The organism is Steroidobacter gossypii, from assembly GCF_016801985.1.
GTDB classification, from domain to species: Bacteria; Pseudomonadota; Gammaproteobacteria; order Steroidobacterales; family Steroidobacteraceae; genus Steroidobacter; species Steroidobacter gossypii.
In genome coordinates, this window is record NZ_JAEVLS010000002.1 from 1510185 (window position 1) to 1533701 (window position 23517).

The following is a 23517-nucleotide window of genomic DNA, read 5'->3' on the forward strand; positions in this document are numbered from 1 at the left end:
CCTGCCACGCTCCAATTTGGTTCCAGTCACCAAAAGGTGATTCGATACGCGACGCGCTCCGCCGTGCTTACTCAAAATCGGGCTCGAAAGAAAGCTCAAGCGAACGCGCGCGCTGTCCTCGAATCGCAGCTAAGAGCACGGTGGCGTCGCTTCGCGAGCGAGCAGTCCTGGAGCAACCCGTGCACGGACGGCAGTATCGGGCGCGTTACATCACTGCCTGAAGTAGCGCGATTGAGACTGCGCCAGGTTGGCGGTCGAGGTGGATATCGCAGAGATTCGTATGACGTGCGACCAGCGCTGAGCGCTGTTTCTCTCGTTGGCTCGTCCTGATGTGACTGCACGTCTGCTCATATCGGGAGCATGCCGCTTTCGCCACATGGCTTGGAACACTTCATTGCGTTCGGCGGCGTATCGATGGGCTCCTCCTTTGTCCAGATGAAGGCGCTCTGATCGTGGAGGGTCAGCCACTTGGGGTACGCGCTCATGCCTGCCGTCGTAGCACGCTACGACTAAGAAAGATTGGGTCGCCCAATTGGCAAAATCCGCCACAGATTCTACTGCGGGCTTAGTTCATCAATGAATACGCCTCAATACACAGACTTCCACGATCCAATCGTCGTCACATCAGTAACGTCATAGAGGCAGGAGGAACTCGCTTCAATGAGGCCGCAGCGCAGCGGCTGCGGATACGTCGTGCAGAGCTATCGGATGACGCACAAGGAGACACTACAACGAAACCGCAGCAAGAGTGCCGCGGACGCTCACTGCATGGTGGCTCGACATGACGATCTTCGAGTTGCCAGTGCCATACCTTACATCGGGTCGAACGGCTATGACTACCACAATGTCGCCTCAACAATAGGAGCTTCGGATCCGAAATCCCCGCGCATGTCCGCTCATCACGGGAGCACTCGAGCAGTATGCAATCAAACGCTCGCACTGACTCGCCTCGATGGAAATACTTACACCCATTGCTCATCTTCGCCGAACGCGGCAGCGCCGCCTACTTGGTGGCCGCGTCGTTCTCCTTCTCCACGACAGACGTTCTTTCTTCTTCCGACCCTCGTGCCCGATCTGCTCGATGCTCGCCAGCAAATCTAACAAGCCGATATAGGCATCGAGTTCCAATGCGTTCGACCCGGAGCGCCACGAATTGACATGCCGAACCTTGCCCGATTCGAGCGCAAAAAGACTAAACCGGAAAGACCTCGGCCGGTAACTTCGCCGCCTAGGCCCTGCCTCAGACGTCGTGACAACAAGGGCCAAGGGAACCATACCGATATCTGCCTTCCTTCTCATTGGACCCTCCGCATCACGACCGTGGAGGACTCCGCCGCACTGGGTTCGAAACGCGCCAGCAAAACAGCTTGCGTTCGCGGCAGCGTGGTATCCGATTTGGGACCGGTGCCAAACGCAGCCACAACCGACTGGCTGCGCCCAAGGCAGGCACTGCTTCTTGTCTTCAAGCCTTTCTCCCAGCGTGTTGTCCATCAGGAACTGCTCACAGCGGCTGAACCAAATCCCGGCAAGACTGATTCAGATCGCATGCATAGACCGATGCGAAAGCGATTTCGTTTCTTTGTGAGTTATCTTCAACCGCTTCGTTCAATATCCGATGTCCAAGGATAGCCTGACTGTAACTATCGAGGCGACCATCGGAAATCACTAGGAGGCTACACGCTGACACGCGATTAGGATATTTGGAGCAGCCGGCCTGGCACGCTGCAGTAAACACAGCACCCGCGAATCTGAGCCGATGCACCGGCGTTGAGGCTGAACTCCACGCGCCTGATCGCCGTAACTTCGAAAGGCAAGGCATACCTATCTTTCGATGACATCATTCGTTCAGAAGCCTCGCCACGAGCGCGGCGCTCGCAGGTACGTCGCAAACGCCAGCCGCGTTGCGGGGTTACAGACTGGCTATGCCCGCGGACTCATCGCCGCGGTCTCGTTAAAGGTGCGATCGACAGCGATAGCGCGATGTGCGTCACCAGCGATGTATCGCCCAAGCTCCTCGAGCCACCTTCGCTTGGGCTCATCGATCGTCAGCGGTCACCCAATGGGTATCGTCAACAGAACAATCGCAAGCCAGGTCCCATAGTTGATTTCTTTGGCCGCCTGAAGATGGGGACAGTCCACACCATGCGGCGAATCTTGTTAGCAAAACGTGACGGTCCGCATCTGCTGGTGAGGCTGGTCACAGCAACACGGCTGCACACATGAAAGCTCTCTGGATTATATTTGGTTCACTACTGCGGCCTCTCGAAGACCATTCCCTTGTCCGATTCTTCGCACCTTTCAATTTGTGAGTCGCCGTCCCCTCTTTATCCTCTTGTTCCATTGCTTATGCGACGCATCACTTCCGCGACCAGGCTCGCGCCCGCGTGATATAGCCGCGCCGTGCTCGCGGCCCCGTACTGGATCAGGGATCAGGGGATCAGGCGACCGGTACCGTCATACGTCATCACGGCACCGGGCGCAGTTTTCAATTCATTGAGCTTGCTATAAGGGTAGGTTGCCCCCGCGAATGAGGTGAGGTTGCCTCGACTATCGTGGCTCAACGCGCTTCGCCAACCGTCGAGTAGTGGTTCAGGCCGTTGGCCGTGTAGCTGCGGCTATCGTTCGCGTGCCCGCTAAATGCGTCGGAGCGGCTCCGGGTGAGCTACGTTCGAACTAGCCGGTCGGCTAGTTTGAGGGCCCTCCCAATGCCCAATAACGCCACAATAGCCATTCGGCTACTTTGCTCTTGACAGCGCCCGCTCAACAGCAAAAGAATAGCTAATCGGCTACTTTTTTGCTCCGTTATGGCCCACAAAGTACAAATCGCGTCTGCGGAAGACCTCGGCGCCGTGGTGCGAGCAACTCGCAAGTGGCAAAAGCTCCGCCAGGATGAGGTCGGCGGTTTCTCGCACACATTTATCGGTGAGCTGGAGGGAGGCAAGCCCACGGCGCAACTCGGCAAAGTGCTCGAGGCTCTGCGGGAGTTGGGAATCAAGGTGCAACTGGAATTGCCCCCGGGCATGAGTCCGCCCTCCGTCGTGGAGCAGCGGAGCGGCCGTTGATGGCAGCCCGCGAGCTGATCGCGCTGATCAATACAACACGCGTGGGTCGACTGCGCGAGGAAAACGATCTCTGGACGTTCCAATATGAACCCCAGTGGATCACTTCCGAGCACGCCTTCGACCTGTCCCCTCACCTGCCGCGAAGCGCCGGCAGGATCGTCGATGGCGCCTCGAAACGTCCGGTGCAATGGTTCTTCGACAACCTGCTGCCGGAGGAAAAAACACGTGACGTGCTCGCACGCGAGGCGAAAGTTGACGGCAGCGACGCCTTCGGAATGCTCGCTTACTACGGCCGGGAATCCGCCGGCGCAATCACCCTGCAAACACAAGAAGAACCGGAGGCGCAGTCTGGCTACGTGTTCTTGAGCGATGAGGAACTGCACGAGCGCATTGCCAAGCTTCCGAAGCAGTCCCTATCTGTCGGCGCTCCGAAGCACATGTCGAACGCCGGCGGCCAACACAAACTTGCAGTATGCATACGCGAAGGTCAGCTGTACCACCCGGTCGGCAACACGCCCTCGACCTGGCTTCTGAAACCCGATCATGAGGACAAAGAGAACTGGCCCAGCTCTGCGGCCAATGAATACTTCACGATGCGACTTGCCGCGCACCTCGGGCTGTCCGTGCCAGAAGTGGCAATCCGCTTTGTTCCCGATCCCGTGTATTTGATCCGACGATTCGATCGCGTTCATGACGCAGAGCCGGTACAGCGCCTCCACGCCATCGATGCGTGTCAGCTGCTAGGTCTCAACCGACAGTTCAAGTATCAGCAGGCGGGCGTCGATGCGCTCATTGCTTGCATCGAGCAGTGCGCGAATCCTGCCCGTAGCCGCATGAGTATCTTGCAGTGGACGCTCTTCAACCTGCTCATCGGGAATGCCGATGCGCACCTGAAGAATCTGTCCTTTCTCGTCAGGCCGTCCGGGATCGAGCTGGCGCCGTTCTATGATCTCGTCTCCACCGAGAGCTATCACGCCTGCGCCGATAACGATCCACGCTGGCCCCATCACGAACTCACCATGCGCATAGGCGACGCTTCAACTTTTTCCGAGGTCAATGCCGAGAACTTCCTCGCATTCGCCGAACAACTCAGAGTGAATCGACGCGCCAGTACGAGGCTGCTCGAGCGTTTCACTCGCACGATCGACGGCGCCGCCAGCCAACTCTGTCAGGCATATGAGGCCCTGCCAGTCCCGCAGAATCAGCGAGCAGGTCAACTTCGCGTACTACGAACAATCCATATCGTCGTCATCCGAGAGATGATCGAGCGCTTGCGGTCCAAGAAATCCGAGACGCCGTGACAGCTCCGACAAGTTCCGGGCGTGAGACGAAGCGGGGCGCTCGCGAAGTGGCCAGTTATTGAGCCGCCGACAAACAGGGCGCGCTCGGTTCTGAAGATGAAGGTCGCCGCCCGAGCGTCATACGCATCCGCCGTGCGAGGCTGATCGCACGTCGATCTTGATGGTGTGACGCGTGGCCGCCCTTGCCCGAACTGATGCTGGTCGATCCGACGACCCCGAGGATCAGGCCGCATGAGCCGAAGCCATCATCGCACGCGCCGATCGCGAGTGCGTGGGCCAGACGCATGACTGCGTCGAACCAAAGGCGCAAGCCCTGATCCCTGCATTCCATCGCAAGGCCTCAAAATGCGCGGTCTGTGCTCGCCGCCCGTGGAATTGGCCAAAGTTTGACCAGGCGAGATTCGGGGGAGTTTTCAGCGGCAGGATGTCAGGAGCATCTGGTTATCCACAGAGTTGCGCACAGCTTCTGTGGATCTCTCGAGTGAAGGCTTGCGCAGATCAAAACACTCGAGGTGTCAAGCGCCAGCCTCAACCGATGCGCTCGGGCGTATCGGGTTATCTCATCTGATCCAGCGTGAGACCTGCCAACACACCGAGCGTGCCGCAGCCGGACGCGCATCAAGCCGGCGAGCCAAACCGCTTCGCGGAAGAGCGCGGCGCAGAGAATGAACGCACTAACGAGAGAAAAGCGAGTCGCTGCGAAGGACGTGAGCAACAGCGGCGCCGACTCCGTCATTTGCTGCAGCTTCCGCGAAGCTGCGGAACTTCGCTTGTCTCTGGCGAGACGCGAGCAGCGATGAAAGGTGAGGTGCCCATTGACTGCAGTGTTAAACAAAAGCGGCCGCAGACAGATCGATTCGCGTTTTATTCGGCGGAACTCTATCTTGACTTTCGCATCTCATAGGCGACATCGTTGATCTGATTTGATGGGAGCGAACCACCGAAGCTGTGTGGAACGACCCTAGCAGATTTCGTCTCCCGTTCAGGCGGTCACTGCTAAGGGCTGGCGCCTCGCACCTGCCGACCACAAGGATCGAGCGCTTCAGTGGCAGGGACGGAGAATCGCTCGGATTGGAGTCGGAGATCGGAATCTTGAGGTGCCCGCAAATGGACCTGCTGAACCAAGCCATCCCACCTGCGTTGTTGCTGCTTGGCGCGAGTAACCTCACGCGCGCTCTGTATGGCTTTGTCCCAGGATTCGCGAACCGGCTACTGCGCTTCGTGCCACTGGGGTTGGCGCTCGTTCTGACTGCGGTCTACGTCGCAATTGTCTTTCTCGGGCCGCCCCTTGGCTTAGGACAGCTGTCTCGTGAAACGCTGCAGACCATGGACATGGTTCTCTTAGGTCTTGGCACGGGATTTTTAATCGCGTCCCTGCTCATCGCATTTGGACGGCGGCGGAACTAGCAACGCCGAGCTTGCCTTCAGATAATCCGCAGACCTATGTCGCGGCGCGTTACTCGCCAATGGCGCTCGACTCGATGAGATCCACCGCGACCACGTCGTTATCACTCGCGGCGATGCATCGGCGAGGCTGCCTCTGGATTCGAGAACTCAGAAGTTGAGGGTCCGAATCTTTGCTCCTTTGCCGTGATACGCTTCACCAAGCGCTCATTCCAAGCCACGCCATCCTCGCCCGAATGAATGCGCCGGTGACAGGTGGGACAAATGGCGCCCACGCTCGCTGGATGATCAAGCCCTTCATCGGCGAGCCGCGTCGTGTGGTGCGGCTCCAAGTACGGCGTACCATCCCGACGTTTGAACGGCGCGACCTGATCGCACGCCTCACACGTACCGTTCGCTCGGCCGAGCACGTATTGGCGCACTTGCTCACTGCGCGCATACCAAGTCTGCCGGGTGGCCCGGGCACTGCCGTTCGCCGCCGGGATCGTCGCCGCATCGTAGGCCCTCTGCCGCAGCTCGGACAGTGAAACCGCCCTCTCAGGGATGGGCAGCGGTTTTGGAGTCGCCGTGGCCGCGGTCGCAACCGGGACCAGATCAAACACGATGAGCTTCCGGGATGTCTCGCGTTTACTCTTGCCTTCAACAATGCTCCAGGACATGCACTCGAACACACCCGCGAACCGAACCCCCTTACCCTTGCCAAGATCTTCGAATAAGAGCAGGTCCTTCTTATCCGAACGATGATCTCTGATGGCTCTATTTCCCTTATCGAAGGTCATATCGCCACTTTGTCCTTCACCGGTGTAGCGAAAGACCCCGTCACTCGTCCACTGATCCTTATAGCCGTACTGCTCTCCGCTCTTGCCTGAAAACAGCAGCACCACGGGAAACTCTCGGGGCGTCCAAATCCCGCTCTGGAGCTGACCGCCGAACATCTCGATCAGGTGCTTGCGCTCATAGGTCGCACCGATCCCTAGCCGCGATAAGGGATGGGGCGCCACATCGGCATCAAAGCCAAGGCGCTTTAGCGCTGGGATCACAGTTGCAAGCCCGCCGGAGAATTCACCGGCGCGCAGCGGTGTGCCGTGCTGTTTGCCGTACGCGACACCCGCGATCGCCTTCGAGTCGTAGACCCGTTCGTTGTACCTCAAGGGATACAAACGGGAATACTTAAAGCCGTACCGCTTTAGAAAGACGTCTCGACCCAGCGCATCACATTCTGCCAGGGCGGCCAGCACGGCATCGCGCGAGGTGAGATTCGCCAATGACACAACCCGCTTCCTCCTTTGAGTTTCCCACACTTACCATCCTATCCTGGCTGCCGCCTGCAGATTCTGAGGAGATTGCTTCCACGCCTCGCCTTAACGAGTAACAGCCGACTGGCCTCGTACTGCGACCCTCGATAGGGTAACCATCGTTGCAGACGCGTCGCGTAAGGCGAGTCGATCCGGGTGACTGTTTTTCATCCGCCCACGCGTGCATACTCATCAACGTACGGCAGACAGATGGACGCCCGTTGTCGCGGGATTCGAACCCGCACCTCCGTGTCGGCACTCCCTCCCGGCCGCAAACCTAAGAAGGGAACCTCGCGACACACGGCGCTCTGTCCTGTTGAGCTACACCCGGTACGTCCATCTGCTGCTTGAATGACTGTAATGGGATGTTTTCGGTGATGGGGATCGGGATTTCCCTGAAATATGAAAACACGCGCACTACAGAGAACATATATTTGTTCGAGAAGGCGATGGACTGTCGCATCAAGTCCGCGCCCACAGCGATTGGATTCAACTCACGAGGCGAAGCAAACGTACCAGATGACTTACTGATGCGCAGCGTGCAGCCGCTAATCCACTGCTCCGGCGGAAGCAGCGCAATTCTCTTGCGCATTCAAATAATGATCGCCTCACAAGACTGGATGATCCCTGGTGCGTCACGATCAGTTGAACGAGCCACTCCATCCGTCGGATGGATCACCCATGTACTGCTAGCTTCAATCCGTTGAGCAAACCTGCTCGAACGAGCCTCCACCCCCCGCTCGGTCCTCGAGCTTGAACGGCAAAGCGCACATGTGTTTCCCATCGGCTCCGGCGGAACGCTGGGTCACGAGGCATGAGGCGAAGAAATTCGCTGCGACAATTCTGGTGTAGAGACCCGCCTCCCGTGGATACGCGTCGCCCGCTCAACGAGGGCGTTGATCCGATCGGCGCACCGCATGGATCGGCTGTGATCGGAACCAGTGCAGCGACTCTGCGCGCGAGGCTTCTCCTCGCGCCTTCCAAGATACCTCGATTTCCGCGAGACGACGCTCGGTGGCGTCAAGAACGTCCTCAACGGAAAGAATAGAAGGTCACTCCGAATCGTGGGCTTGCGTGGCGGAGGCAGACGCCACTGCTTACGTGCTGTCAACGCTGCGGATAATGATCGGCGCTGCGCCGGTGAATGGCAGGCGTGAGCGCCGTACCAGTTGAGGGTAAGTTCGTTCCGCCCAATCTCAGATCACCGGTGGACACGGGAGTGCAAAGCATGGCGTGGAGTTCGATTGCCCTCCTCGTCCCACCACTGCTCTCCACGTACGCTACGTGACAGCGCTCCTCGGCCACTATATATATCTACGCCGTGTCCGATCGCAAAATCAATCACAAGATGGATTCACAACGGAGTTCGCAAGACGCGAGCGCCACTCGATACTGGTGGGTCAATCACAAGCAAACGTTCCGTCATGAGGTGGACGGCGGATATCTGTGGTCGCCGAAGCGAAACCGCAACGGCGCTCAAAATCGCACCTACGACAACATGACCCGGGTACGGCCCGGTGAAATCGTCTTCTCCTATGCCTCCGGAGCCATTCGAGCCATCGGACACGCCGCCGCTGCGGCTCGCTCAGCCAAGCAGCCGGGCGAATTTGGGCGGGCCGGGAAAGCGTGGTCGAAGCATGAGGGCTGGAAAGTCCCGGTTCGATTTACCGTGCTCGCAAAACCGCTGAGGCCCGCCTTGCATATGCGCGAGCTTGCGCCGTTGCTTCCCGAGAAGCACTCACCCATTCGCGCGAATGGCAAGGGCAATCAAGGCGTCTATCTGGCGGAGATACCACCTGCGCTGGCGGACGCTCTTAAGCGACTTATGCGCGAAGTGCCGCACGCGCCCGGCGCCCTGCCCGCGAAAGAGACCCAGCGCGAACGCAAGGAACTGGCAGCCCTCGAGCGCATTCAAGACGACAAGCATCTCACTCGCACAACAAAGCGCTATTTGATTGCTGCGAGGATTGGGCAAGGTCGATTTCGGGAGAACGTCGAGGCGATTGAGCCCGCGTGCCGAGTCACGGGTATCACCGACCCTCGCTTCTTACGCGCAAGTCATATTCGCCCCTGGCGCGATTCGAACAACCGCCAGCGCCTGGATGGCAATAACGGATTACTCCTCGCTGCGCACATCGACCACCTATTTGACGCAGGCTTCATCAGCTTCACAGACGAAGGCGAGTTCATCGTCTCAATGCGCTGTCCGGACGAAATTCTAGCCGCGCTAGGTATTCCGCGCGCGCTCAATGTGGGCCCGTTTCGGCCCGAACAACAAGCTTACCTCCACTATCATCGCCAACATGTCTTCGCTCACGGCCCACGCAAACGAGGTCGTGCCCGCGCGCGCGTCAATCCCTCGAAGACGACTCGCTAGTGCGCTGTCACCTTCCGCTTAAGATGCACTGACCGATCCAGGGCACCGACCATGCATTTCGACGAGCTCCTCACCTTCATCGAGCGCGACATGCGCATGGCACACATATATCAGCCAGTCATGATCCGGATGCTGTTGGATCATGGCGGGCGCGCCAGCCGAGAGCAGATCGCTCGCGCCTTGCTGAATCAGGACCGCAGCCAATTGGAGTACTACACCGAGATCGTCCGCAATATGGTCGGCCGCGTCCTGACCGAGCGTCGCGTGGTGGCCAAGTCCGATGCGTATTACGAGTTGATCGGTTACGACGCCTTGGGACCCTCTCAGATTGAGCGCTTAAAAGAGGCATGCGACAAGAAGCTTGACCATTTCATCGCCCGACGCGGAGAGGCGATATGGCAGCACCGCCGGGGCGGCCGCGGCTACATCAGCGGAACGCTGCGCTACGAGGTGCTCAAGCGCGCCAAGGCTCGATGCGAATTGTGTGGAATTGCCGATGAGGTGCGTGCATTGCAAGTCGACCACATTGTTCCACGGGCAAAGGGCGGCGGCGATGACATCGCGAACCTTCAAGCCCTGTGCTACATCTGCAATGCCATGAAGCGAGATCGCGACAACACGGATTTTCGCGACGTGCGCTCGGCGTACGCACAGCGCGAGCCGACTTGCCCCTTCTGCGCAGGGTTGCCTGAGCCCGTCTTGGAGAACCGCCTCGCGCGCCTGGTGAAGGATGGCTTTCCCGTGGTGCCCGGACACTTGCTTGCGATCCCAAAACGTCACGTGTCGGACTATTTTGAGCTCGGCAGTGCCGAAGTTCGGGCGTGCCAACAACTGATCGAACAGGGACGTGAGCTACTGATGGCTAGCGATCCGTTGATCGAAGGCTTCAACGTCGGGATCAACAGCGGCACGGTTGCAGGTCAAACCATCCTCCATGCACATATTCACCTCATTCCGAGACGACGCGGTGACTGCCCGAACCCTCGCGGCGGCGTGCGCGCCGTCATCCCTGGTCGCGCCGACTATTCGCGCGATCAATCCCTGAGCGCGTCTGCCACTTCAGATCACAGAACGTCGGCGTAGATGTCAACGCCGATCGAATTTGCCCAGGCGTGAGTCAGTTTTACTTCGGCGCGAATACGTAGAGTCAATCTACGACGAGGCCACAGTCGTTGAGAGCACAGCCACCGCCTCACGCAAAGAAGCTCTCCGAAGAAGTGACCGAAATACCGGGCGCCAACCTGTCCTTCGTCACCCGGCGGTTCATTGAGGGCTCTGCACCCCTTGCCCGACCCAGGCGCCTGGCATTGCCTCCTCGAGGACAAGGCGTGAACAGGGAGACGTGCGACCATCAGCACGCCGGCGCCGCGTGAGTGTCGATCGTTCTTACAGCCCCCACCAGCTGGTGATGCTCGAAAATCCGGTGTTATGATGACTGCATCGGGGTTGAAAAATTGATGGCGGTCTGCAGCTGGCCTTCGCGTCGCTGACGCATCTGCAAGTCCTGCCCCATCCGCGCAGCATTGCGACTCCGTCGCAGACACAATGCAAACAATCAGAACTGCACAGGGAATCTCAGATGGAAAGTGATTTCGACCGGACGGGCATTGCTCTTTTTCCCCGCTTGCTGGTGCTGGCAGTGACCTCAATCCTGTCGGCTTGCGGCACAACGTACACCGCCGCGGTCATGGACGATCTTGACGGCAAGCATCGCAAAACGGGCGTCCGCTACTACCTGCCACAGGATCTGATCCAGGTGACAGTGCAGGTCCAGACACGCCCGCAAAGCGAGATTGTCCGAAAGCCCCCATGCCACTTCGAACCTTGTTACAAGGTCGATTGGGAACTTAAGAAGAAACCACCTGTCGTAGAGCCCCTCGATGTGAGTGTCGAACTCATGACGGTGGCAGACACGAGCCACGTGATGCTCTTTGACACCAATGGTGTAGCGTTCGGCAAGTCAGACTCCACGGTTACCGTCTCCGAGCACGGCCTGCTCCAGGGCATCAATGCCAGAACGCAGGGCACGAGCGGTACCGTGGTCCAGAATCTGATGAAGTTCGTGGCCACCGCAGCTGCGCTTCCCTCCCTCGGAGCCTCGACGCTGCCGGTGTCGTTCACACCATCCACATCGGAGCTCAAGACGGCAGAAGGCGTCGAGGCAGCCTTGAAGCAGCTACCGCTACGGCAGACGCCTGCGACCGATGAGCCTGCACCCGAAGCCTATATCTCGATCAATGCCGCGGCGAATGCGATCGACCCGACGATCGCCGAGCTTACGATGAGCCGTGAGCTGCGCGCCCTCGCCCTTCTTGATCCTTCCGCGATCACACAGACCGACTCGCGCTGTCACTTGAAGGATGGAGCTGCGGATGATGAGTTCATGGCGCATTACGTGACTGACTCGAAGGTATTGCGATTCGGATTTCAAGAGCTTCCGCAGGAAGTCGCCCGTCGATTGCGAACCAATGTGTGCAACAGTCTTGATGCGTTGAGGAAATCTGAAGACCGGCTGCGCGCAGCACAGGCCGATCTTGCCCGAGCATCGACACGCGATCAGATCTACGTCGCCACTCGCAAGGTGTCGTTGCTGCGAAGTGAGTACCAAGCGGACCTCGCATCAGCGAACGCGGCCGCCAGCGAGTTGCGTACCGAAGCCGAGGCACTCGCAAAGCAGCGTGGGTACGGCGGCGCCGCTTCGATAGAAACGAAGAAGTACACGATGGAGCTGTCCCGATTTCCGAGCTCCACGGCACTCAAGAGCCTCAAAGGCTACGACCTCGACACTTTAAAGAAGGCGGTCCTGGAACTGATCCAGGAGAATGAAGCGGATCTTGCGTTTCAACGCGCGTTCGTGGTGCTTTCACTGGATGATGTTCAGTTGCCAAGCGGGGGCGCCACCTACAATCCCCTGCGGCCATCCAGATGCGGGCTGACGAAGGTGAGCCAATCTGATGCTTGCATCTACCATCGCGTAGCACGCCCCATGCGACTTACAGGCTGGACCGTTGGCACCGAGAAGGCGAAAGACGACTCTGGCAAGGACATCGACCTGCATGTGCTCAAGCCGATCAGCTCACGCGTGGTTGACGTGATCGACAGTCGCTCGATCGTGCAGGCGATCGATCTGCACAGCAGCGCATGGACCAAGCGCGACTTTGCCGTGCAATTCACACCCCAGGGCCGACTTGTTTCCCTGCGCCGAGATTATGGCTCCGCCGCTGAGGATGCGAGCGGTGCTCTCCAGCAGAGCCTGTCGGCAGGACTGAGCCAATATCAAAGCAGCCTGGGCACGGTCAAATCCATCCGCGAGACCGACAATGCCCTCGAACTCATGCCCTACCAGCAGCAGCTAGCACTGACAACGACGCAGAATCAGTTGCAACTGCTTCCGCTTCAGCAGCAACTCGCCCTTGGCAACGCGCAATCGGCATTGACGCTCCAGCCAATCAATGCGCAGCTTGCCCAAGCCAGCGCTCAGCTGAACCTCATCAAGGCGCAGGCATCACTCGAAGCCAATCAAGGTGGCTATGCCGCGATGGTGCAGGCGCAGATCATCGAACTCGAGCGCACCCTGGTCAACGCGCAACAACAACTGCTCCTGTCCCAGTCCGCACTGAGCAATCAACCCACTACCGCGCAGACTGCTACCCTCCTTGCGGAGCTCGCCCATCTCAAGAGCGAAATCGAACTGATCAAAATCCGCAAGGAGTTGGAGGAATTGAGGAACTGAAGCGGCCATCCAAGCGCAAAGCGCTCACGACTCCGCCGGTCACATTGATGGGCAGGACATTGAAAAGAAGGTCGCCAATACCTGCGGCTCTTCGCGCGTGACCATCGATCCGCCCTTTGCGTTTTCGGCCGCTATCCTTCCAACAACAGATCCTTCCATGGCATCAGTAGAGGCGGCCGGTGCTCGAGATCCAGCACGCGAAATAACCGGGGATCTGCGCTGTGCGGCGCCCCGCTCACATAGTCCGGCGGGCCGTCCCAGCCGTTCGTCAGGTCCGCCTCCACGCCATTGGCATCCTCCCACCCTCTGATTCGATCGTCGATCCAACCGTGCAGCTTCCAGAAATGTTTGTTCACGTGACTGGACAGCGGCGAGCCCAGCCACTCGTTGGTCACATCGAGGCTGTTCGGGTTCGGCGGCGGCTCGGCGCTCCAGTGCATGTGGAACCAGCCATGAATGCTGAACTCCAGCTCGGTGCCGAACGCATCGAGCGTCACGGTTCGCAACCAGTCGCGGTTCTGGAAACGTTCGCTGCAACGACGCCGATACTCGGCGGTTAAGGCCGGATCCTTGGAATTGCCGAAGATGGCACGGTTGTCCGCCGTGGAAAGATCCACGGCGGGCATGGGCCAGACGGGATCGGCGTGATCCCAGGGTATGTCCAGCCATCCGGACACGAACGGTGAGGACGAATGATGATGTGCATGGCCGGCATGCCCGCCCGGCACCGCTTCGGCGGCCCACGCATTGACCATCTGGATCATCTGGCGATGCATGAAAAGAAAATCGATTCCGCCCTGCGCTTCCCCCTCAAATCGCGGCGGCGCCCAGTCCCGCAACTCGGCCCGCTGCTCAACGCTGAGCGCCTCCCAGCTTTGGCGATTGCGCACAAAATGCCACAGCGCGTGATACATCCGGACGCGCTCGGATGCCAGTCGCTGCCTCACCGGAGGTGGAATGTCTGCGTATGCCATTCGGAAGCTCCCTTCGTTGTCGATGCTGTTATCGAGCGGGTTGCCGATGAAGAACACAGGGCACGTTGTGCACATCGCCGGATGCTGGCAGGGTCGCTGTCGGGCGAGTCTTGAAACAAGATCGACCAGCGCCCCCCACCACGCACGTTGAATTCATCGCGCTGCCGAACGCTTTTCCCCCTAGCGATGCAACGAGGTTGCGTACGCTCTTGCGATGAGTACAAAACATGCGCACCGAACGATCAGGGGAAGACACGATCCTTTGACTCTCGTTCGCTTGAGGGTGACACCGCGGCCACGCCTCGACTTTACCGAATGAGCGCCCACGGATGCTGGCGCCGCGGCGATCAACGTGGATTCTTCGTCCTCGATCTGCCGCGAGCGCTTGGCGCGAGGTGGCTGCGCAAGGCTCGCATCGTAGCGGACACATCAGTTGCTCTCGCGGCCCGTCCATCCGAACTGCTACTTGCTTACAGCGGCCAGCTTTGCTGGCAACGCCTCATTCGTGGTATCCGCGAGCAGTTTCTTGATGGGTTCGAACGATTTGATCAGATGTAGTCGGTACTCACCCGGTGTTCCCGGCTGCCCGTCCGTTCCGTCCCGCCCGGGTAAGCCGGGCAATCCATCTCGGCCGCTCGAACGGCTGCTCTGGCTCCCACCCAGTCCCGTGCAGCCGGCGCCACCGGGTCCGCCGCGCCCTGGCATGCCTGCACTGCCCCCCTTGCCGCCACGACCGGGCATGCCGCCACTGACATCCACGGCGGTCGAGATGGGGCTGACCACCGCCGTAAGAACGATGATACCGCCCGGGCGGCCGTCCCCGCCCGACTCACCATCGCCCCCATTTGCTGCGTTCCCACCGTCGCCACCCGGCTGAGCCTTTCGCCAGCGCCCGAATCCACCGCACTTTCCTGCTTGCCCGGCAGCGCCATCAGCGCCATTCGCTCCAGCCGCACCGTTCGCCCCAGGCGCGCCAGGGTTGCCGCGCGCCAAGAGCCGACTGTTGGTGACCTGCTTCACCAAGAGATCCACACGGCCGGCAGGTTCACCGCTTGCGTCCACCGTGAGATTGGATAGGCGTCTTGCGACAATCGAAAACTTCGTGCCCACCAAGCCCGCGGCACCCATGCCTTCGATGTCGTTGGCGACGAGCACAGCCCCGATGGGAACGACCGCACGAACATTGTGGATGATGACTTTGTTGTAGCGCCTGTGTAGTACGCCCGGTTCGATGAGCGCATCCGCGTGAGTGATGTTGAGCACCTCAACACGATCCGGAGCGGATGCTCGCGCCTGCGGGAGCATCCCCGCCCACTCGCGCGAAGTGTCGAGATCCGGCCTCGAGATCACGAGTGGCTCGTCGAGCTCGACCTCCTGCTGTGATTTAACGATCCCGGCAGGGCTGAAGAAGTAGACGATGGCGAACACGGCCAGTGCGCCGCCAGCCCTGATGATCGTCGATGTTTTCGCGACCATGAAACCAGGGATCATGGCTGCCACGCCAGCAGTTGCGAGCGCAAGCACGATCCGAAACACGGTGTACTGATAAGATGTTGGATTCTTGACAACCACCGCGAGTATCAACATCACCGCGACGAAAGTGACACCGAAGGCAAACGCCAGCAAACGTTCTTGAGACTTCGTCAATGCCAGCCCCCGACTCGATGCGCGATCGAGCTTGCCTCTCATGCGTACGCTCCATTGGTTCGGGAGACGAATACAGCGCGAAACGTAGGATCAGCGTGAACGTGCACGGCTCCACTGCCGTGGGCGACGTCGCGATAGGTTCCGCTCAACAGCCATGAGATAGATCAGCGGCATACGTTCATGCGCCCCCTGACCGGCCACGATCGTGCAATGAGCATTACGCAAGAACCTCTGGCCGCCTCCCTCGACAGCGGTGATTTTCACCCTTGGTGTCTGTGATCAGATCACGGGCTATCTCACACACCATCCGATTTGGAAAACCTGCTGAGCGGGATCAAGCTCGTGCGAACTGGCCGAAGCGGCCATCCGACCGACGGTCAGGCCAGCTCGTGCTCCCGAATTGCAGGTGCCGGTCATCCTTGCGCAAAGGAAGTTGAGCCTCGTTTGCGCAAGAGGATCATGTGCTGTGATAGGCAACGTTTGTCGCCCTATCCTGGAGACACAGGTGCGGTCTGAGACGATGGTCAGGGCCGTTCCCAGCGCCCGCGCCGGCTCCCCGCGCGGGCCGCTCCGCGACCATGGTGGCTTTCGTGACCACACAGGGCTGATCCTCTGAAACGAGCACGTAAGACGAGTGGCAGATCTTTTCGGTCGGTGCGAACTCGGATGACGCATCTGCATCTCTCGTTCATCCGTCACTTGGTGTCGTACGCCCTTGGTCTTCTGCTGCATGACAGTCGCGCGAGGCAATCCGATCCGATCGCAATGGCGGACCAGCTGCACACGGGCTGCATCGGATCGCAACCTCGAGAATTTTCTGTCGACGCTTGGACCGGATATCGCGAGATCCCGCACTCGTGCTGCCAAGCTGTGGCCAGAACGAATGGCCCAGAGCTCTTTCAGATTGGCGGCGCCCTCGGGGCGACAATCTTTACTTCGTTCCAAGCGATGATCGAGACGGCTGACCCGATCCGCAGTTCTTGCTCAGTCGGTTCAGCGCAAACTCGGCGCATCACCACCGCCATAGATGCGTAGCGCAGGCCGCCTGGTCGTGGTGCCATTCTCATCGAGCACATAGTTGTGCACGTAGGCATCGATCACGTGGCCCGCCTTGCGCTTCAGTTCGATAACACAAAAGCCGCGCGTCGACGGATAGATCCTCGTCGTGGGCGCTTGCACCATCCATAGCGGTGTGTCCTCGAACGGGCTACCAGTGATGTTTCGTCGATGGAAAGCGTGATAGTGCCCATACAGCCAGAGCCGGATTTTGTGCTGCGAGAAGAAATGACGCCCGACCCCGACCCAGTTCTCGACTTCCGTCTCCTGCATCGAGCCCTCCGGACGCAGCCCGTGGTGAGAGACCGCGATGCTGAAAATGGAGTCCGGGTTGTCATCGGCGAGGCTGCGGTTGATCAGCCGCATGGTGCGCTCGTTGAAGCACGCCTGCGTCGGCCGGTTCGCGTCCAGGTCCTCCACGGTATTGAGCACGAAGAAGCGAATGCCACAATGGATGAAGCGCCGGTCGACCCAAGACATGGACGAGCGATCCTGCCATTCGCGCTGTCGGGTGATTCGGTGAGCAAATCGCCGGAAGGGCTCCAACGCATACGGCTGATGACTCAGGTACGGCGCATGGTCATCTGACTTCATGATCGGTGAATCCGGCCGAAACTCCTTCTCCTTCGGGCTGAAGATACGGCCGTCGGCGGCAGAGAACCTCAAGTTCACATCATGATTGCCAGGCACGACGACGATGCGATCGCGCCGAAGCTCGATGCTGTCCTCGCCCCACAGAGGGGCCATCAAGTCATGCGTCAGCCGCTCCTCGGCGAGACCAAACTGATCCGGTCGCCCACTGTGGGTCACGTCCCCGGCGATCACGATCAGATCTGGCACAGGCGTGCCGTTCTGAGCATCGAGCCTGAGCTTCTTTGCGATCCAATTTTCGGTGAACAGCGCGTTTTGGCTCGTGTGCTCGTCGCCGAATTGTGGGTCTGCGAGCAGTAGGATCCGAATCGTCTCATCGGGCTCAGGACGAAAGCTGCTTCTTCCATGCCAGAGCATGAGCTCGGAGAGCAGCTTCGTTCTCAAGGCGGATAGTCTGCTTGCAGCGGCGGCGTCAGGCTGCACGGCCTGCTCGAATTCGCTCCATGCAAGATACTGGATGACCTTCGCAGAGGACTTGCCGGCCTGCTTCAGCACGCTGAGCACGTGCGGATCGTCCCAGCGCTGACTGATGAAAAACACCGGCGCCGGGCGCGGCGCCAACTGGACGACCTCCTCCAGCAAGTCGGCGGCCGTGGCGCCCCGCCAGTCACCGCGCTGTAAGAACACATCGAGGAGATAGCCATCCACCGGCATATCCCGCTGCTTCTGAAGCTCCCGACGAGTCCAGACATAAATGGGCTCGAAGTCGGCCCCCGAAAGCACCGCCTGGTACAGCGCCTTGCGATCCATGTCATCATCGATCACCATCAGCTTGTAGGTCACTTCGGGTTCCCCCCTGGGTCTATTTCAAATATGCCGCGTAGGGGATGCGCACTCGCATGCCAATCATGCCGCGCTCGACCTCGACCGGCTCGACCGCGCCACCGATGCCTTTCAAAACTAACCATCGTTCGGCGTTTGAGTGCAACCCCATGCCGGTCTCGCTGATATCGGATTTATTGATCAACGTCAGTGACACTTCCCGTGGCTCGTAATCGACACGGATCCACATGTCGGCGACCTGTCCGCCCGTGGGGTTCCACGGGTCAATGATGGTTTCAGATGCATACACTGCGTTACGAATCAAATCGAGGACGATGCCCGGAATGCCCTGATACCAGGCGATCCACACCTCGAAGGCCTTCGGACCGAACTTGATCCGACCGGTCGGGCTGATGCGAACCTCACGCTTTTGACTGCCGACGGGACTTCCGACTTGCGTCCACTTGCCCGCGCTCGCCCGTTCCCAGTTGATCTCATTGATAATCTTGGATAGAACCTCTGTTTCGAACGTTCGCCGATCGCAATACTTCTGTGCCGGAGCGATGCAGTGGAAATAGGCGCTCGCGAGCGATCGCGTCTCCCTCAGATACTTGTCCAACTCCCGGACGATACGATCCGCCTTCTCATTTGAATACTCCCTAAGCATCCCGCTCACCGCGCTAGAGGTCTCCTTCCAATCCGTAAGTCTTGCGGCGTATCCGAATCTTGCGTCCTTGCGCACCAGCAGTTTCTCCAAGCCGTTGATCAATTCTTCCATTCGATCGAGGCTGTCTAACGCATTGCGAATCAATCCCTTCTCTTTGACCTCGCCCTTGGCTCGCAGCTCCTCAAGCAGAATCGGCAGCGCCTCTGAGTGAGGATTCCCCTCTGGCGATAGGGTTTCTAAGAACAACGCGCGGAACTTCTCCGAATGGGTCAAGGGTGCCGTCGACAACAACCTTTCACCCATGGTGTGCGCATCGGTTTTTTGGTCGAGCAATCCGCACTGCACGAGATAGGCTAGCAAGATCTTGATCGCATAGTTTCGATTCGCCGCCCATGTCTCAGGATCGACGGCGGCCACCACTTGCCGCTTCGCCCCTGGTGTGAGTTGTCTTAAGGACTCCATCGCCACGAGACAGCCAAGCTGCGTATGCGCAGAGCCATTCTCCAGGTGCGCCAACTCCTGCAATAGCACCTGCGTCAGCTTGACGCGCGTGTCGACATCGAACTCATTGCCGAATAGTAATAATTGACTCGCCCCAATTTCGATTCGCACTTCCGGGTCACGATGTTCGGCGATTTTCTTAAGACAATAGTCGTCTCGTCCGGTCATCGCATGCAGCTCGGAGATATGGATCGCAAGCCCCGTCGATCGCACTACGTCGATCTGCGCAAGATATCGACCCTGCCCGGAGCGATCCTGCCGATGGCAATAGCTTTTATTTCTCTGGGGGTTGCTCAATGGCAGGGGTCTTAACCCCCGACTCCAATCATCAAGCGGCGACACCGCAGCCCATCGCAGCAGCCACTCCTTGATTTCGTTCTTGGCATTCTCCGATGCGAGTCGGGCCGAGAACTCGTGTACGAGATTGAGCGCGTGACACAGCGGACAAGTGCCCTCCCGGCCCATCACCGGCAGATCGAGGCGCCAGAAATATTCAACGGCACCCGCCCCGCCGGCATCGGCAGGTTGGCGTAGACGATTCGTAATGACCAGGCTCGAGATCTCGGTCGCGCCGATCGCGCTCAGCGCCGCTCTTAGGTCATTGAGGGTGCGCCCCGATACGGCCGCGTCATCGAAAATCAGCACAGCGCGGGTGCGATCTTCCGCGCAGAGCGCGGCGCGGATGTCGTTTCGATCCAGCGGAGGGATCAACAACGCCGAGCCGCCCCAATGTACACGGACGGGAACGATGGGAAACATCCGCTTGCGCGCGATGGCCCGCCCCTCCGCGGTGAGCACCTCGAGTACCTTACCGATGATCAACTCGCTGCTCGGATGAGATCGATACACCAAGAGCCCATAATCCCCGTCCTCGCAGGTTCGGTGCTCATCGCGCTCTTGCCTTGGGCGCAGCAGTCGATGCCACGCCTTCTGAACGTGGACCTCGCCCAAACCGAGAAACGGCAGGATTCGGTTCAGAAGAAACTTCGCGAGGTCGTTTTTCTCCAGAAACGCTGCCTCCACCGCCCCTGCGGTATTCACTGCCAGAAAATCGTGATGGCCCTCGTAGGACCAATGTCCCGGCTTGACGATGACGGGACTGGGACTTTGCCAATCTCGGTAGGTCTGTTGAGGGTTCCTCGCTCCAACACACATGCCCTCGGCGTCGAAGCGCGGCACCTCAAAGCTCTTCCAACCCTCAGGTCCAATGGAGGCAGTCTTGCCAATCCTCATGAGTCTCGGCGGGCGATCCTCGACCTCACGAAGGGGCATCCAGAAGAGCAAGCTCGGCTTCTTGCTGCGCAATGGACTGCTTCGATGAACAAAGAAATGCAGATCCAGGCATTGCGTGACCGATGCATCCAGGGTTGAGCCGGATACCAAAACCGATCCCAATGTCAGTTGAGTTGAGGGCGCGCGCTTTGCCGGCTCGTAGATCTCCATGGAATGAATATCGCGCAGCACGGTCCTCGTAAGCTGATCCAGCGGACGCATCTGCACCATCTGCGATGGCATCACCCCGAGCACCCGCGCGAGCGCCGCCCGATACAAGGCCCCGCACAAGGTGTCTCGCGCGCTCTGACTGAAATCAAGATAGCCGGAGATTACACGCGGCTGTCCATACGCATCCTGTCCCCACAGAATTGGCTCGGGAATGAACATCGAGCGTTGCTGGCTGACCTCGGTCCATAGGATCTGTGAATCGTGCCACTTGAGCCAGCGAACCACGGCAAGCCTGAAGTTTGCAGGCCGGGGCTCAAGCGGCGGCGCCCCGATGCGCATCTCGGCGAGATTGCGGCGCAGATCGGAGTAGCCATGACGTGAGCCGCGGCGCTCGTACTCCACTGCTGCGAATCGCCAGCGATTGGTGCAAAGGATGATTCTGGAAAATCGACTCGGCCACTGCTCATCGCAAGCAAGCTTCAAATCGGCGAGCGCCGCGGCATAGGTTTCGGCCTCATAGCTTGGGATATCTGCGATCACGAGCGTCGCACCCTCCCGCGCATGCGATGTCAAGCGACGCTTCAGGAACGACAGAATGTCCCACTTCATCCGGTGAGGCCGAACCAGCCAAAGCACCCAGTCGGCTTGTCCGCCTTGCTCGACGGACCGCCCGAATCGCTCGTCAACGACGGCCTGCTCGCCAAACCAACGCATCGAGGAGGCGCAGGCCTGCTCATCCAGACACAGCTCGGGCCACACCTCGCTGTGCTCGCCCTGCTCGAACTGCGCCCATCGCTCATCGTCATCGGCTTCGGTCTTCCATCCCAGCCGAAGATGCATCGCCAAACCCCTCAAGGTGGCTTGGCCTTGGGTCAAGCGATGCGTTTGCTTTTCACGGCGCACGAGCGGCGCCGCGGCGGCGAACCAGGTCCCCTCCTCAAGAGCACGGATATAATCACCGGTGTCCGAGAGCAGGTTGTGCAGCAGATGTAATCCGCCGAAGCGCGTCTGGCGCTCGGGCTTACTGCTCTGACCATCCACGAAGGTGGCCGCCATCACCTCATTGAACTTGTACTTTCCAGGCAGCGGGCCCTTCGATTGCTCGAATCGGCGCACCATGCCCATGCCCCGATCCAATATGAATATCTCGAGGCACCCTGGCCGTGCAGCGAGCCAATCGCTATCGACACCGGGACAATGTGCACGCTCCTCCCTGCCGTGCGCCTCGAACGTGGATCGACTGGCGGCGTCCAATCTAAGCCCGCCCGTCCGACAGCGCACATAGACTGCCAGAAGCCGGGGCGACTCCAAGCCGTCGTACGCATGCTCCTGGACGTTATGCATCGCCTCTTGCAGCGCCACCCGCAGCTTGTAGGTGAGTCTTTCTCGGGTTTGCGGCGATGTTCGGGCCTCGAGCCTCGTGTCGATGCCGACGAGCAGATCTTCCACTGTCTGCTGCGCGAAGGCCGGACCGTCGCTCTCGCGCGGGACCGTGAACAGTCTCATCGGAATGCAACGACTATCCTCGTATGAGGGTGTGATCCGCAATTCGCGATAGTCGTTGCGTTCATCGACCTGCGGGTACTCAAGGGCGTGAGATTTGGAGAGCTGCTCGATGTGATCCAGAAAGCCTTCTTGATCCAAAAACCATAACAATCGGTTCGGCGATGTTTGGTATGGACCCACCTCGAGCGGATCGGGACCATCATCCGCCTTGGGCAGCACAATCCGCACTCGCAGTCCCGATGCCACCGCGTGCTTGATCTCGATGAGTATGGACATCAACGGCAGTGGGTCGATCCAGCGGCACGGGACGAAATCGAACGTGAGCTGATTCAAAGATGCGGTGCCCCCCAACTTCTGTGGGGCGATCGCTTCTTGGATCGCGCCCATGCTGTTGGCCCATGACTCATCACGAAGGTATCGCGGAAGATGCACGATGCCATGGGCATCGAGTACCTCGAGGGTCAGAATTCCGTAAGGTTCATTGGGGGTCACAGAGCCGTGCTGTCCAGTCACTAGTCAACTCCTACGCTCCACGGCAGGACCGCCGCCTCAACGAGCCGGTCCCGCACTCAGTCTGCATCGTCCGGAGTCTGTGCCGCGGAGCTTTGCTTCGTTTGCATTGCGCGCCACAAGCCATGCGCTCTTGCTGCCAATCCTCCGCTGCGCGGGCCGGTCCATCGCATCGCGAGGCGGCGATATGGCGCACTGCCTCTGGCCTCGATGCCGCGTGATCAAACTCGATCACTTATTGGGACCACCCCTCTGATCCAATGACGTTCGCGCCCTCATTCTGATGATTCGCAGGCTCAGGTGCATCGCACACGCACTTCACTCATCCCACGCAAAGTGGCTTGATTGCGTGACGAGTGTGGCGGGGTTGGACGCCGCCGCAGCATCCACCACCTCGACCCATCACATATCGGAGACTGAATGTGACCACGAAATGGTCCCTTGGACTTGAGGGTAACCGGCTTGCCGCCTGTGACCGGCACACAGGCGTACGCTGTCCGGTTTTCCCCGCCGGGCGGGCCATCGTTGGGAGCCAACCGGTCTTTAACTTTTCAAGCTGCGGTGAAGCTCACGCGCCGGCGATCGCCTCAAACATGACGGGAGTGGACGGTCGGCACCACCGACCCAT

The 23517-nt window shown here is 59.4% G+C and carries 12 protein-coding genes and 1 tRNA gene; 6 read left to right on the forward strand and 7 right to left on the reverse strand.

The genetic code is table 11. The annotated features are described in order from the left end of the window. The first annotated feature begins 2804 nt into the window (after positions 1 to 2804). The 3 genes from JM946_RS13855 (at position 2805) to JM946_RS13865 (ending at position 5770) form a co-directional block, all read left to right on the forward strand. Positions 2805 to 3062, forward strand: a complete 258-nt coding sequence (locus tag JM946_RS13855) for a helix-turn-helix domain-containing protein (RefSeq protein ID WP_203167841.1) — start codon at positions 2805 to 2807, stop codon at positions 3060 to 3062. Continuing rightward, positions 3062 to 4363, forward strand: coding sequence for a HipA domain-containing protein (locus tag JM946_RS13860; RefSeq protein WP_203167842.1), 1302 nt, complete (start codon positions 3062 to 3064; stop codon positions 4361 to 4363). The genes JM946_RS13855 and JM946_RS13860 overlap by 1 nt, the downstream gene beginning before the upstream one ends. Positions 4364 to 5470: 1107 nt before the next feature. Then, a complete protein-coding gene (locus JM946_RS13865; RefSeq protein ID WP_203167843.1) occupies positions 5471 to 5770 on the forward strand; it encodes a hypothetical protein in 300 nt (99 codons plus the stop codon). 101 nt (positions 5771 to 5871) lie between these two features. Here JM946_RS13865 and JM946_RS13870 read toward each other — a convergent pair whose 3' ends face one another. From JM946_RS13870 to JM946_RS13880, 3 genes are all read right to left on the reverse strand, one after another. Beyond that, the gene (locus tag JM946_RS13870; protein WP_218042807.1) at positions 5872 to 7032 is read right to left on the reverse strand and encodes an HNH endonuclease; all 1161 of its coding nucleotides are present in this window, start codon (positions 7030 to 7032) and stop codon (positions 5872 to 5874) included. A gap of 241 nt (positions 7033 to 7273) precedes the next feature. Next, a tRNA-OTHER gene (locus JM946_RS13875) sits at positions 7274 to 7389 on the reverse strand. Beyond that, positions 7340 to 7654, reverse strand: coding sequence for a hypothetical protein (locus JM946_RS13880; RefSeq protein WP_203167845.1), 315 nt, complete (start codon positions 7652 to 7654; stop codon positions 7340 to 7342). Before JM946_RS13880 ends, JM946_RS13875 begins: the two co-directional genes overlap by 50 nt. 729 nt (positions 7655 to 8383) lie before the next feature. Between JM946_RS13880 and JM946_RS31260 the strand changes: the two genes are divergently transcribed. The 3 genes from JM946_RS31260 to JM946_RS13895 all read left to right on the forward strand — a co-directional run bounded on the left by JM946_RS31260 (position 8384) and on the right by JM946_RS13895 (position 13172). Continuing rightward, positions 8384 to 9439, forward strand: a complete 1056-nt coding sequence (locus JM946_RS31260) for an HNH endonuclease (RefSeq protein WP_203167846.1) — start codon at positions 8384 to 8386, stop codon at positions 9437 to 9439. A 51-nt stretch (positions 9440 to 9490) separates the two neighbouring features. Then, positions 9491 to 10522 (forward strand): HNH endonuclease, encoded by a 1032-nt coding sequence (locus tag JM946_RS13890; protein WP_203167847.1) that lies wholly within the window; start codon positions 9491 to 9493, stop codon positions 10520 to 10522. 496 nt (positions 10523 to 11018) lie between these two features. Continuing rightward, positions 11019 to 13172 carry a hypothetical protein gene (locus tag JM946_RS13895; RefSeq protein ID WP_203167848.1) on the forward strand — a complete coding sequence of 718 codons (2154 nt, stop codon included), beginning with the start codon at positions 11019 to 11021 and terminating at the stop codon, positions 13170 to 13172. 131 nt (positions 13173 to 13303) lie between these two features. On the opposite strand, the gene JM946_RS13900 is transcribed toward JM946_RS13895, so the two are convergent. From JM946_RS13900 to JM946_RS13915, 4 genes are all read right to left on the reverse strand, one after another. Next, entirely contained in the window at positions 13304 to 14146 is an 843-nt protein-coding gene (locus tag JM946_RS13900; RefSeq protein WP_203167849.1) for a hypothetical protein, read from the reverse strand. Positions 14147 to 14608: 462 nt separating this feature from the next. Next, positions 14609 to 15835: a hypothetical protein gene (locus JM946_RS13905; RefSeq protein ID WP_203167850.1), complete on the reverse strand. Its 1227-nt coding sequence runs from the start codon at positions 15833 to 15835 to the stop codon at positions 14609 to 14611. Between the two features lie 951 nt (positions 15836 to 16786). Further along, entirely contained in the window at positions 16787 to 18283 is a 1497-nt protein-coding gene (locus JM946_RS13910) for a metallophosphoesterase family protein (RefSeq protein ID WP_203167851.1), read from the reverse strand. A 19-nt stretch (positions 18284 to 18302) separates the two neighbouring features. Then, positions 18303 to 22871: a hypothetical protein gene (locus JM946_RS13915; protein ID WP_203167852.1), complete on the reverse strand. Its 4569-nt coding sequence runs from the start codon at positions 22869 to 22871 to the stop codon at positions 18303 to 18305. Positions 22872 to 23517: the final 646 nt, after the last annotated feature.

What these genes read in the sequence shown, in the direction of transcription:
- JM946_RS13855 (WP_203167841.1), top strand. Translation starts at nt 2,805, where the DNA reads ATGGCCCACAAAGTACAAATCGCGTCTGCGGAAGACCTCGGCGCCGTG.
- JM946_RS13860 (WP_203167842.1), top strand. Translation starts at nt 3,062, where the DNA reads ATGGCAGCCCGCGAGCTGATCGCGCTGATCAATACAACACGCGTGGGT.
- JM946_RS13865 (WP_203167843.1), top strand. Translation starts at nt 5,471, where the DNA reads ATGGACCTGCTGAACCAAGCCATCCCACCTGCGTTGTTGCTGCTTGGC.
- JM946_RS13880 (WP_203167845.1), bottom strand. Translation starts at nt 7,654, where the DNA reads ATGCGCAAGAGAATTGCGCTGCTTCCGCCGGAGCAGTGGATTAGCGGC.
- JM946_RS13890 (WP_203167847.1), top strand. Translation starts at nt 9,491, where the DNA reads ATGCATTTCGACGAGCTCCTCACCTTCATCGAGCGCGACATGCGCATG.
- JM946_RS13895 (WP_203167848.1), top strand. Translation starts at nt 11,019, where the DNA reads ATGGAAAGTGATTTCGACCGGACGGGCATTGCTCTTTTTCCCCGCTTG.
- JM946_RS13900 (WP_203167849.1), bottom strand. Translation starts at nt 14,146, where the DNA reads ATGGCATACGCAGACATTCCACCTCCGGTGAGGCAGCGACTGGCATCC.
- JM946_RS13905 (WP_203167850.1), bottom strand. Translation starts at nt 15,835, where the DNA reads ATGAGAGGCAAGCTCGATCGCGCATCGAGTCGGGGGCTGGCATTGACG.